This is a genomic window from Nostoc sp., assembly GCF_036918245.1.
Classification (GTDB): Bacteria; Cyanobacteriota; Cyanobacteriia; order Cyanobacteriales; family Nostocaceae; genus Nostoc.
The window spans coordinates 1-12,921 of record NZ_JBALEF010000085.1; the positions used below are offsets into that span (position 1 = coordinate 1).

Sequence of the window (12,921 nt, forward strand, 5' to 3'; positions counted from 1 at the left end):
GGGATAATATGTTTAACAACATGGCACAAGCTCAACGTTTATGTTCTTTTGGATTAGACACACTCAAGCGGCTTTTTAGAATGAAATAGCCCTGACCAACTCGACCCATTTCTGGCTCTAAACCCATAGGCATCGCTAGTAAATAAACCCAGCTACCTGACTGAGGCGGGTAATTTTTGATGATGCCTTCTTTGCCGATAAACTCTACCTTTTGGCCGCTACAAAACTTAGGTGCTGACAAAACACTTGTATTCATTACTCGCAATTCCTTCGACTAATATAGGACTCATATTTGATTCTTAAAAAAATTCCCTATAGCTCAAAGAGGTTTCTTGACTGTTGCTTATTGCCTGTTGCCTTCCTATGCGAACAGAAATAAAATTAGATTGCTATAGGGTAATAACTAACGTTGTAGCTAATATAAAACTTGTGACTATCTGTCACAGGTTTCAATATATTCTCTGTCAGTCGTTTTAAGATTAAGTTTGAGTTTTTATACCTAAAGTTATAATTAATTGAACAAATTAAATCTTTCAGAGTAAAAAGCTTCCAGCACTACCTACCTATTTATTTGAAAACTCTGAGATAGAAAAACGCGATCGCTTCTAATGATGGAGCGCTCGCGTGAGGTTTATAAATTGAATTATAACCAATGTTACACACAGTCAAAAGGCTTTTAATCTACCCAAAGTTGAGAGAACAGATATATCATTAGGGTGAAAATTATAATACTTGTTTCTAATAAACCTACAATAAAAGAAATTACTTCATTTACTATGGTTTATAAAATAATTGTTACTGCAATATGTATTCATTGGACTTTGGACAAAAGAGCTTGTTCGCGTGAACCATACGCGAACAAGCGAATAATTAATCTTGTTTATAGTTACGAGCAGAAAAAAAGCATAACCACCAGATCCCCAACACATAGTAATATCAACTACAAAGTAGGATTGGGAAATACTGATGAGGATGCCGAAATTTAATAACAATCAATTAGTAGCGCGATTTCAGGATTTTAGACAAAAAATTTACAACTGTTTTGAATTATGTAGTGATGCCTGTATGGATTTGTTGGATGCCTTTGCGGGTAATACGGGAGCCAATTCAATTGCTGAGTTATCAATAAGATCCTTTGTTTCCTAGAAGCTATAACTCTATTTATAAAGCCATCAAAGAATCATTTAATACAAATAGTCAGGAGATGAACAAAAAAGAAGAAGAAGAAAAAGAAAAAGAAGAACCCAATAACTTAATTAGGGTGGTGTCTGAGTTAATTGACCAACCACAACAACGCCCTTTTTACTTGTTTGCTATTGATACAACACCACATCCGCGTCCTTACGCGAGGACTTTAGCTAAACGTGGGTATATTTACCAACCAAATACTATAATTGGTAACAAACCTATTAATATTGGTCATTTTTATTCGGTACTTTCTATCTTACCAGAGAAAGAGACTGATCGTAATGCCACCTGGGCAATTCCCTTATCTGGAGAAAGGGTATCACTTGATAAAAGTGGTGTTGAGGTAGGAAGTGAACAAATTTCATCTGTGATGTGCGATTCATCACTTCCTTGGCATGAAAAATTATGCGTCTTAGTAGCAGATAGCGCCTATAGTCAGCGTTCATTTCTGTTTGACCAATCCAAACACAAAAATTTGGTAGTGATAGCCAGAGTCCGTAGTAATAGAATTTTCTACCAATCTCCACCAGTATATGAGTCAAATAAAAAACGTGGCTGTCCCCCAAAATACGGTGAGCGGTTTAATTTAGTTGACGTTGAAACTTGGCATGAACCTGACGAGACTACACTTATACAGCAGACAACTCATAAGGGTCGTCTTTTAAACATCACCATCCTTGCTTGGCATCAAATGTTGATGAGGGGAACTAAGGATCAAAAAATGTACCGTCATCCCTTTACCCTTCTCAGGATTCATGTAACTGATGATAGTGGTAATTCTGTCTGGAAACCCATGTGGTTAATTGTCATGGGCAACCAACGTGAACAAATCTCACCTACTGTTGCTTACCAGAGCTTCAGACAAAGGTTTGATATTGAACATATGTTCCGTTTCTCCAAACAACGTTTGTTGATGACGGAGTTTCAAACTCCAGATGTCGAACACGAAGAAAATTGGATACGATTAGTAATGCTCTCTTACATACAGTTATGGGCTGCAAAGGAGTTAGCATCACACTTACCCAGACCGTGGGAGCGTCCCAAAGAACAAAGCAATGATAAAATTGTGACTCCAAGTGTAGTACAACGCGATTTTCAGAGAATTATTTCTCTTATTGGCACACCCACTCGTTCTCCCAAAACTCGAGGAAATTCCATTGGTCGAGTTCAAGGTCAGGTTCAAACGTAACGGACTAAGCATCCTGTGGTCAAGAAGCAGTCAAAATCTACACCTAACAAACAAAAAGCCGCGTAAATTTTCTTAGGCTTTAGCGGTTTAACTTAGTTGAACTCAGTTTGAAAAATAACTGGGGTAATTTATGATGCCTAGATTTTAAATTCGCGGATAATTTACGCGAACACTTCTTTTTTGTCCAAAGTCCAATATTCAGCGTAACAAATTAATATATTTTTTGTAAAAAAGAATACTGTTTAATACTTAAAAAGTAATCAATTTATATATACTATTAGGATTAAATATTTAATATGAATAAAAAAGTCAAGTAATAAATAAGCTGATTTTATTAATTTTAATATTAATGATAATTGTTTTAATGATCTTATGTACAAAATCGAACAGACAAGCATAAATATATTTGCGTAGTTTTATAAGTATCAAAAATTATGTTATATAAATTAATATTTAATTTTGAATTTTAGATATTCATAAAAATATAGTACTTAGGACTTAATAAAAAAACTAACTTTATATTTATTTGGGTAGATGAAAAAATTAGATATAAAACAGTACTTTGTTATTAATGCAACCAAGTATTGATTATACCGATTTGATATTGAAAAGCAGCAAAATATGTTGCAAGCTTTTGCATGAAAGTAAGCTTGGTGCTGCCTTACAAAGAAAAGGTATTAGCGTTTAGCTAGTCAGAATTAATAATTTAAATAATGAGACGAACTATGACAAGTGAAAAATCTCAAGTCAAAAACAACGGTGTCAGCAATGTTATTTCGCCGAAGCAGCGTAAAACAAAGCGATCGCAGTTAGCTGAAACGCAATCATTGAGTCCGTCACGGTTGAATTTAACTTCGTCTAACAAAAAAGTTCAATCAACAGAAACCTTTAAAGACACACCTGATATAGTTTGCTTATCTCATTTGCGTTGGAATTTCGTTTATCAAAGACCACAACATCTTCTTAGTCGCTGCGCCCAAGGAAAGCGAGTATTCTTTATTGAGGAGCCAATTTTCTTTGAAGAACCCTTGGCAAGCTTAAATGTAAACGAAGATTCTAATGGAGTAGTTGTGGTTGTGCCACACCTGCCACAAGGTTTAAGTGAAGAAGCAATAAATGCAGATTTACAAGTATTAATCGATAGTTTGTTTGCAGAGCATAATATCAACAAGTACATTTGTTGGTATTACACACCAATGGCGATCGCTTTTACCCGCCACTTGCAACCCCAAGCTGTGGTGTATGATTGCATGGATGAATTGTCTGCATTCCAAGGAGCATCACCCACTTTAAAGAATTACGAAGCCGATTTATTCAGCCGTGCAGACTTAGTATTTACAGGCGGACAAAGCCTTTACGAAAGTAAGGTGAACCAGCACCCCAACGTTTATGCCTTTCCCAGCAGTGTAGATGTCCCCCACTTTGGCCAGGCGAGAAATCTTCAAGAACCAGAAGATCAAGCTCATATTCCTCATCCTCGTCTTGGTTTCTTTGGCGTAATTGATGAACGGATGGATATCGAACTGCTTGCTGGAATTGCCGAAGCACGTCCCGACTGGCATTTAGTAATTATTGGGCCAGTTGTTAAAATCGATCCAGCAACTCTGCCACAGCATGAAAATATTCATTATCTCGGTGGCAGAGATTATAAACAACTACCTGCCTATTTAGCAGGCTGGGACTTAGCAATGTTGCCGTTTGCGCGTAATGAGTCAACACGTTTTATTAGCCCTACCAAAACTCCAGAGTATCTTGCAGCAGGTAGACCTGTAGTATCTACCTCAATTCGGGATGTGGTGCGTCCTTATGGAGAATCGAAACTGGTGCGAATTGCAGATACAGTTTCTGAGTTCGTCACCGCGGCAGAACTTGCAATGCAAGAAGATACCCCAGCCTCAGAATGGTTGAGTCGAGTAGATGTGTTTTTAGAGAAGATTTCTTGGGATCGCACTTGGGCATCAATGATGAAGCTGATTGACTCTGCCATTGCAGCCCGTGATGGTGAAGACAAAGCTAACTCCACAGGTGCGGCTGGTAAACAAGCACCAAATATCATTACCAGAGATTTTGTCTTCGATTACTTGGTTGTCGGCGCTGGTTTTTCTGGTAGCGTCATTGCTGAACGTTTGGCAACTCAAGGTAAAAAAGTGCTGGTTGTAGACAAGCGCAACCACATAGGCGGCAATGCCTACGATCATTATAACGATCATGGTGTTCTCGTACACAAATACGGCCCCCACATCTTTCACACCAACTCCCGCGAAGTCTTTGAATACCTCTCGCGCTTTACTGAGTGGCGGTCTTACGAGCATCGCGTCCTTGCCAGTGTAGACGGGCAACTTGTTCCTATTCCGATCAACCTCGACACCATCAACAAGCTGTATGGCATGAATCTCAATTCATTTGAGGTGGAGGAGTTTTACAAATCCCTTGCTGAACCAATGGAATACATCCGTACTAGTGAGGATGTGGTGGTAAGCAAAGTTGGTCGAGAACTGTATGAAAAGTTTTTCCAAAATTATACGCGCAAACAATGGGGACTTGACCCATCAGAACTTGATAAATCAGTAATTGCCAGAATTCCCACACGTACTAATCGTGATGATCGCTATTTTACCGATACTTACCAGGCAATGCCACTGCACGGCTTTACCCGGATGTTCGAGAATATGCTCAATCACCCGAACATTAAGGTAATGCTCAACACTGATTATCAAGAAATTCAAAAAGCTATACCTTGCCGCGAGATGGTTTACTCCGGGCCGGTTGACGAATACTTTGATTATCGCTACGGCAAACTACCCTATCGCTCGCTTGATTTCAAGCATGAGACGCATAACACGAGTGTGTTTCAAGCAGCGCCAGTTATTAACTATCCCAATGAACAGCTTTATACTCGTGTGACAGAGTTTAAATACTTAACTGGTCAAGAACACTCTAAAACGAGTATTGTTTATGAGTTTCCCAAAGCTGAGGGAGACCCTTATTATCCTGTACCGCGTTCTGAAAATCAGGAAATTTACAAGAAATACAAGGTGCTGGCTGATGAAACTCCAGGGATCTATTTTGTAGGACGATTAGCGACCTACAAGTACTACAACATGGATCAATGTGTTGCTCAGGCTCTGTCTGTGTACAAACAAATTGCGGTTAAGGCTTAAGTAATTTGTAATTCACGCCGTCCGTGTACAACTTTCTTTCAAACCTAACCCCCAGCCCCTTCCCTACAAGGGAAGGGGAGCAAGAATCAAAGCCTCTCTCCCTGTGGAGGCTACGGTGTACAGACAAGTCGAATTACCCCCCTTAATCCCCCCGATATATTGGGGGGAGACCGGAAATCTAGTTCCCTCACGCCACATGCTTCAAGTCGGGCATTGCCCGCCCAACGCAGTGGCTCTCCTTTATAAGGGGAGGGTTAGGGTGGGGTAAAACCTTGGTTAATCAGCTATTTCAGACTTGTGTGTACATCGTAGCTCCCTGTGGAGGAGAGGAATGGAAGCGGGGTTCTAAAAATAAGTTGCACATCGCGTTAATTCGTAATTAGGGCTGCTCATGTCTGTAACGCACCGAAAATCTAGGATGGTGCGTTAGCCTCCGGCATAACACAACGCCAGTTGCTACAACGGAGAGAACCTCCCTTCGGGTGACGCTCGAAGACTCGCTAACGCTGCGCTAACACCAGTCGCCTACGGCGGGAAACCCGCCTACAGCGCTGGATTCACCGCAACGCACTGGCTCCCCTACAAAACTACAAAACTCAAAAAGAACGCATCAAATAAAATATTAGCTTGAGTTGTAAATTATGATTTCTGCTTTCAACTCGACACTCAACACTAACAAAGCACAACTTCCCCTAGAAGTTTGGGCTGGTGTCGAGTGTACGGTTAATCGTGTGGGTGAAGAGTATCTCGATCAGTTAGAACGCAATGGTCATGCAACCCGCTTGGATGACCTAGATTTATTCGCTGAACTTGGCATACACGCTATCCGTTATCCAATACTTTGGGAGAGGATAGCGCCCAATGGTTTGGAGAATGCTGATTGGTCGTGGGCAGATGAAAGACTAGGGCGTTTGCGCGAACTCGGCATCCGTCCGATTGTGGGATTAGTGCATCATGGCAGTGGACCGCGTGATACCAGCTTAGTAGATCCAGAATTTCCTGAGAAACTAGCAGTGTTTGCTCGTGCGGTTGCAGAACGCTATCCTTGGGTAACACATTACACACCCATCAACGAGCCACTGACAACAGCACGATTTAGTGGGATGTATGGTCACTGGTATCCTCACGGACGGGAAGATTTAACTTTCGCCCGTGCTTTGTTAGGAGAGTGTAAAGCGATCGCTCTTTCGATGCAAGCAATCCGGGAAGTCAACTCCAATGCCCAACTGGTACAAACTGAGGATTTGGGTAAAACTTATACTACATCAAGATTAGTATACCAAGCAGAACTAGAAAACGAGCGTCGCTGGTTGAGTCTTGATTTATTGTGTGGTTTAGTTTCCCCAACTCGTCCTATGTGGGGTTACTTGCGCGACTGTGGTATCAGCGAGGCTGAACTTGAGACATTTTTACAAAATACCTGTCCCCCTGACATCATCGGCATTAACCATTACGTGACCAGCGAACGCTTCTTGGATGAAAACACAGAAAATTATCCAGCTTGGACACATGGCGGTAATGGGCAGGACAAGTATGCAGATGTAGATGCGGTGCGAGTTTGTTCTGAGGGTTTGGCAGGGCCACGTTCATTGCTACTAGAGGCATGGGAACGCTACAATCTGCCACTTGCTGTGACTGAAGTACACGTTAACTGTACTCGTGAGGAACAACTACGCTGGCTTTATGAGGTGTGGAATGCGGCGCAGGAAGTACGACACGAGGGTGTGGATGTCCGTGCTATCACTGTATGGTCGCTTCTGGGTACTTACGATTGGAATAGCTTAGTGACTCGCTCCGCAGGATACTACGAGTCAGGCGTATTTGATTTGCGCTCTCCACGTCCCAGACAGACAGCGATCGCCAAGATGGTGCGAGATTTAGCCACTGGGCATAAACCCAATCATCCACTACTTGATACACCAGGATGGTGGCATCGACAAGAGCGCCTATTATACCCAGCAGTCAGTTGTGGCGTATCTTTCCCATATCCCCCGTTTTCCTCCCCTACTTCCAATCGTCCCCTGGCGATCGTGGGAGCCACAGGAACTCTAGGCAAAGCTTTTGCTCGGCTGTGTCAAGTGCGAGGAATTTCATATCGCCTACTGACACGCCAAGATATGGACATTGCCAATCCTGTTTCTGTTAATAAAGTACTTGCCGAGTTACAACCGTGGGCAGTTGTGAATGCTGCGGGATACGTGCGGGTGGACGATGCCGAGCGCGAACCCGATGTTTGTTTAAAGGCAAACGCTGAAGGGCCAGCGATTTTAGCTGCTGCTTGCGCTCAACATAATGTAGGGCTGCTAACTTTCTCTTCAGATTTGGTATTCGATGGTACTGAGTCTAATCCTTATGTCGAAACTGATACCGTTGCGCCCCTCAATATATATGGGTGCAGCAAAGTTTTGGCAGAAAAGCTGGTATTGCAGGCTCATCCGGCATCGCTAGTGATTCGCACCAGCGCATTTTTCGGCCCTTGGGATGATTACAACTTTGTCACGACCGCTCTACGTCAACTTAGTGCTGGTAATACTTTTGTTGCAGCAGAAGATGCGATCGTTTCCCCTACTTATGTACCCGATCTTGTCCATGCCAGCCTTGATTTATTGATTGATGGCGAGAAAGGTTTGTGGCATTTGGCTAACAAGAGTGCTGTCGCTTGGGCTGACTTGGCACGACTAGCGGCGAAAAAAGCAGGTGTAAGTGTCAGCAGTCTAATTGCTCGTCCTACACAAGAACTTGGTTTAATTGCTCCCCGCCCAGCTTACAGCGTTCTTGGTAGCAATCGAGGTGAATTAATGCCACACCTTGACAGTGCAATTTCTCGCTACTTGGAAGAAAGAAGTTAGTACAAAAAAGTTTAGATTTTGGATTTCAATCTAAAATCCAAAATCTAAAATCCAAAATTATTTCCAATCCCAATCCCCAATTATGTCAACTATTTTAGTAACGGGAGGAGCCGGATATATTGGCTCCCATGCTGTATTAGCTCTGAAAAAGGCAAGTTATTATTTAAATTAAATAATAACTTAAAACAGGTAACATTTAGTATTAGTTAATGAGCGTAATCGAGTTTCAAAATTCACCTAATGCACAGCAGTGCCAAAAAAGTACACAGCCCTCTTTAGGGCTAGTTTGCATTACCTCTGATAAACAAATGCGCTTTCGGACAATGACGTCACTTCATGAACAAAAATATACATTCAAGTTTAGATTTAAGCAAATTATTGTCAGAGTTTAAAGAAAAAGTCACGAAACTTTTAGAAATAAAAAATATTAGTGAATAGTCTGGACAGACTTTTAAAAATAGAGAAGAAGAAATTAGAAAGACCGCATTAACTTTGGCAGGAGAATGTGTGGCAATTTTACTAAATAAAGTATCTCTTTCCAAAGATGCTCTAGATACAGCAATGGCTAAAACAAAAAGTTGTAAAAATCAAACAACAAGAAAACATGGGAGTTATCAACGACAGATATTAACAGTTGGAAATATCAAACTCACTCTCTCCTTACCATCTGTAGTTGAATGTAACAATCAATCACACCAAAAAGGAAAATATTTAAAGTTTGGATTCTGCCCATTTCTCAAATGGTTAGGAATAGAAGAAGGATTAACACCTGCTGTTTGGGCAACAATTACAAAATATGGTGCAATTGCTGGTTCGTTTGAAGCTGCACGCACAATTCTAATAGATTGGGGGATAAACATTAGTCTAAAACGAATAGAACGCATCACATATTACTTTGGTAAAATTGGACTAAATTTGCGTCAATCTAAGTTATCCAGTTTAAAGATTGGCAGTTTACCTACAGGTAATGTTCTTACAGCATTTCCGGCTGTCATGAGGTACAGTAGCAGCAATTAGCAAACCAGTTTTTTAAATGTTGAGGATTTATTAAGTCAAGTGCAACTGAAATTATTCGATCTACCATTTCTGTTGTAGTCGGTGAAAACATCCGTAAGAAAGATTTAAGTTGTGACCACCATAACTCAATTGGGTTAAAATCTGGTAAGTATGGTGATAAACATATAACTGAAGCACCGACAGCTTCAATCATTGGCACAATTGAATCTAGTTTATGCGCGGATAAATTGTCCATCACTACTACTGCTCCTGACCATAATTCTGGCACTAAAAACTTTTCAACAAATACTTCAAATGCCTTACTATCCATTGAATTATTCATTGTCATTAACGTCACTACTTTTTTAATACTAATTGCTCCAATTAATGTAACTTTTAAACCTCGATAGAAGGGGTTGAGAGAGAAGCTCTTGTTCCTTTTTGTGAACGGGCATGAGTCCTTGTTAAACTAAGTAGAACACCAGTTTCGTCCAAAAATACTAAATTTTCTGGCTCTATATGTTTGACTTTTTCCCAGTAATCTAATCTTAAATTGAGGACTCTCTCTGTCGCTGCTTGGGTACTCCGCTTTGTTTTTTTTTCCGATTTAATCCTAATTTCTGTAACGCACGACACATTGCACTTCGACCTACCGAATTGCCAGTCTTGTCTGCAAATAATTCACACAACTCTATCAATCTTTCATCTGTGCGAACAAGGCGTTTAGTAAAAATTGGCATTTCATGTAATGCATTTAAAAAGAGTGTTCAACTTCCATATAATAGATTTGCTGCAAGAAGGGGCAATAGGTTTACAAAGGGGTGTAGAAAAATTTGACCCCAATCGCGGCTATAAGCTTTCCACCTACGTATACTGGTGGATTACGCAGTCAATCACACGGGCAATCGCAGAGAAATCCCGTACTGTACGCTTGCCAATTCATATCACCGAACAACTCAACAAAATTAAGAAAGTACAGCGAGAATTATTTCAGACACTGGGTCGTCCAGCCAGTGTTGTAGAAATTGCTGAAACTTTAGACCTACAACCAAGCCAGATTAGGGATTTTCTCAGCAGTTCAAAGCAGCCAATTTCTCTAGATGTAAAGATTGGAGATAACCAAGACACAGAACTTAGCCAACTTTTACCAGATGAGGGCATATCTCCAGACGAACATATCACCAAAGAACTTTTACGCCAAGACATAAATAGTTTATTAGAATCACTCAAACCGACGCAACGTGAAGTATTAATTTTGCGTTTTGGGTTAGAGAACGATCAAGAACTAACTTTAGCTCAGATTGGAGAGAAATTGAATGTCAGTAGAGAACGAGTTCGCCAAATTCAGCAGCAAGCAATCACTGTTCTACGTCGTCAAAAAACTGAAATTCAACAGTATTTAGTTTCCTGAAGGATACTAAAAGATGATGTTTTAGGGACTAATTAACTGAAAAGTGAGTTCTACATTGGATAAGACTTTGGAATAATTGGTATCTCAAGATCCTGATTTGAATCAATTAGCTAAAGGCTTGAGAAAGGGAGAGGAAGAGTAATTTTTTAAACATAGTTTTGCAAAGGGGAATCGCCCCTATTGTCACCCTGACTTTTCACTCTAAGTACTGAAACCCCGATCAAGACTTGGGTCAGCGAAGCGAGAAAGTAAATATTGGATTGCCCAGGTGCGATCGCTTTGCGACAACAATGACAGCAGTCGCATCAAGCGAGCGCTTACTGCTCCTGAGCGGATAGCGCCTTGCGGTAAACGATTTTGTCAGCGCCCGCTTGATAGAAGTCGCGTATCCGTGCTTCCTCTTCATAACCGCACTTGCGGTAGAACGCTCGCGTGCGCTCGAAGTCCGGCGTACCTGACGTTTCCACCAGTAGTACACGCCCGCCGCGTCTCATCAATGTTTGCTCAACGTAGCGTAGCAGGGTCGCACCACGTCCTTGTCCTTGTGGGTCGGGTCGGATAGCAATCAACTGTAGATTCCACGTCTGATCAGTCATTCGTTCCATCTCACAGTAAGCGACCCCAACCGCCCCATTGTCATCGTCGGTAATCCAAAAGCGTTCAGCTTTGCCGTCTAGTAGAGAATCGCTGTCGCTGCTACCACCGAAGTAATCGGACAACATTTCGCCAAGCTCCTCAAGTTGGTTTGGTTGGAACAATCCGGTTGCTTCGGCTAAGGCAATCAGCGCGGTTGTGTCATCGGGCATGGTCGGTCGAATCATTGCGAACTCCGTGTGTAAAACAGGTTAGCCTCTGGAAGAAATATCACAACAGTTGTTATGTCGTTCAAAACATAACAACTGTTGTGATAAGATGTCAAGAGACTTGTTTCATGTTGCTATAAACCGAGGAGAGCTATGAGTTATGACGCTCGCCGTATTGAAGTAACTAAAGCGGCATGGCGGGTGATTGTCCGTGAAGGATTGGACCGTGCCAGTATGCGAGCGATCGCGCAAGAACTTGGCTCTTCGACCGGGGTTGTTACCCATTACTTTCGAGACAAAGAAGAACTTATCCTATTTGCCCTGGAACAGGTGTTTGAAAACGTCCTAGAGGATATGAAAACCTGTGCCGAGGGACGACAAGGAATTGACAGACTAGCACAGATGATTTTTGTGGCTCTACCTCTGGAGGACATTGACAAAGCTGATTGGAAGGTTTGGGTGGCATTTTTGGGCTATTCTATTGGGCGCGATCGCCTTGTTCAGGAACACCGAAAACGCTATGACTTTTTACGGCAGATTATTTGTCAAGAGTTAGCTAACTTACAAAAAGCCTTGGTAATTCGAGCCGATCTTGATTTAACCCTTGAAGCCAATGCACTTATTGCCCTAGTGGATGGGATTGGCACTAGTGTTGTCATTTGTCCTGAGCAGTTCTCCGCAGATCAACAAAAATATCTTGTGCTACGACATATCAATGCTTTAATCGCATCATCTTGAACAGTTCTGGCTTTCGCGCAATAGAACGGGTAAGAAAAGTGTAGACGTTCGCGGAATCGCTCTAAGCGTTCGCGTAGCGTCTCGTAGAGAAGCCATGCCGAAGGCGTTGCCTCTCGTAGAGAAGGCTTTACGCTTCGTTATCATACGACTGTTATAAATTGGGTAAAAGAGCTTTAAGCGATCGCCAATGTGGAAGGGTGCGCGAAGACCAAAGTCCTAACCCCTGTTATCAAAGTTTGAGAACGTTGAATCAAACGAGAAAGTAAAATTGTAGAAGTTCAACACAAGGAAAATGACTGACACACCCGAATACTTTCCTAACAGAATAGACCGTATTGAACAAATAATCTTGGGGTTGGCTGAAAGACTTTCCTAGTACACAAGAACAATTAGACAATTTAACTATTAGACAAGCTAATACCCAGACGCAATTGGATGAACTAAGCCAAGAAATGAGAGAGCTTACTAGTAACGTTGACCGTGTTCTGGGTCAGGGCTATTTCATTCTAAATGTAGACACAATCTGGTATAATCCAGCGCAAATCATACCAGATTGTATTTACTACCGTGTCTGAAATCGAAATTA

Annotated in this window: 6 protein-coding genes and 4 pseudogenes; 7 read left to right on the plus strand and 3 right to left on the minus strand. The window is 41.5% G+C overall.

The window, feature by feature from the left end:
* Window positions 1-31: 31 nt before the first annotated feature.
* Window positions 32-256 carry a hypothetical protein gene (locus V7L12_RS23930; RefSeq protein ID WP_335088119.1) on the minus strand — a complete coding sequence of 75 codons (225 nt, stop codon included), beginning with the start codon at window positions 254-256 and terminating at the stop codon, window positions 32-34.
* Window positions 257-1,135: 879 nt separating this feature from the next.
* Between V7L12_RS23930 and V7L12_RS23935 the strand changes: the two genes are divergently transcribed.
* The 5 genes and pseudogenes from V7L12_RS23935 to V7L12_RS23955 form a co-directional block, all read left to right on the plus strand.
* On the plus strand, window positions 1,136-2,377 hold the full coding sequence (locus tag V7L12_RS23935; RefSeq protein ID WP_335088121.1) for an NF041680 family putative transposase: 1,242 nt from the start codon (window positions 1,136-1,138) through the stop codon (window positions 2,375-2,377).
* A 725-nt stretch (window positions 2,378-3,102) separates the two neighbouring features.
* Window positions 3,103-5,538 carry a UDP-galactopyranose mutase gene (gene glf, locus V7L12_RS23940; RefSeq protein ID WP_335088123.1) on the plus strand — a complete coding sequence of 812 codons (2,436 nt, stop codon included), beginning with the start codon at window positions 3,103-3,105 and terminating at the stop codon, window positions 5,536-5,538.
* Window positions 5,539-6,179: 641 nt separating this feature from the next.
* Window positions 6,180-8,387, plus strand: a complete 2,208-nt coding sequence (locus V7L12_RS23945; RefSeq protein ID WP_335088125.1) for a family 1 glycosylhydrolase — start codon at window positions 6,180-6,182, stop codon at window positions 8,385-8,387.
* A gap of 82 nt (window positions 8,388-8,469) precedes the next feature.
* Window positions 8,470-8,547: pseudogene (locus V7L12_RS23950) on the plus strand (NAD-dependent epimerase/dehydratase family protein); the annotation flags it as partial.
* 176 nt (window positions 8,548-8,723) lie between these two features.
* A pseudogene (locus V7L12_RS23955) lies at window positions 8,724-9,362 on the plus strand (ISLre2 family transposase); the annotation flags it as partial.
* 16 nt (window positions 9,363-9,378) lie between these two features.
* Here V7L12_RS23955 and V7L12_RS23960 read toward each other — a convergent pair.
* Window positions 9,379-9,777: pseudogene (locus V7L12_RS23960) on the minus strand (transposase); the annotation flags it as partial.
* 375 nt (window positions 9,778-10,152) lie between these two features.
* Here V7L12_RS23960 and V7L12_RS23965 point away from each other — a divergent pair.
* Window positions 10,153-10,794, plus strand: a pseudogene (locus V7L12_RS23965) (sigma-70 family RNA polymerase sigma factor); the annotation flags it as partial.
* A gap of 317 nt (window positions 10,795-11,111) precedes the next feature.
* Here the strand turns inward: V7L12_RS23965 and V7L12_RS23970 are convergent.
* A complete protein-coding gene (locus V7L12_RS23970; protein ID WP_335088127.1) occupies window positions 11,112-11,615 on the minus strand; it encodes a GNAT family N-acetyltransferase in 504 nt (167 codons plus the stop codon).
* A gap of 135 nt (window positions 11,616-11,750) precedes the next feature.
* Here V7L12_RS23970 and V7L12_RS23975 point away from each other — a divergent pair, with 135 nt between their 5' ends.
* Window positions 11,751-12,335 (plus strand): TetR/AcrR family transcriptional regulator, encoded by a 585-nt coding sequence (locus tag V7L12_RS23975; protein WP_335088128.1) that lies wholly within the window; start codon window positions 11,751-11,753, stop codon window positions 12,333-12,335.
* Window positions 12,336-12,921: the final 586 nt, after the last annotated feature.

Coding starts and splice junctions, on each gene's coding strand:
- V7L12_RS23930 (WP_335088119.1), bottom strand. CDS start 256: ATGAATACAAGTGTTTTGTCAGCACCTAAGTTTTGTAGCGGCCAAAAG.
- glf (WP_335088123.1), top strand. CDS start 3,103: ATGACAAGTGAAAAATCTCAAGTCAAAAACAACGGTGTCAGCAATGTT.
- V7L12_RS23945 (WP_335088125.1), top strand. CDS start 6,180: ATGATTTCTGCTTTCAACTCGACACTCAACACTAACAAAGCACAACTT.
- V7L12_RS23970 (WP_335088127.1), bottom strand. CDS start 11,615: ATGATTCGACCGACCATGCCCGATGACACAACCGCGCTGATTGCCTTA.
- V7L12_RS23975 (WP_335088128.1), top strand. CDS start 11,751: ATGAGTTATGACGCTCGCCGTATTGAAGTAACTAAAGCGGCATGGCGG.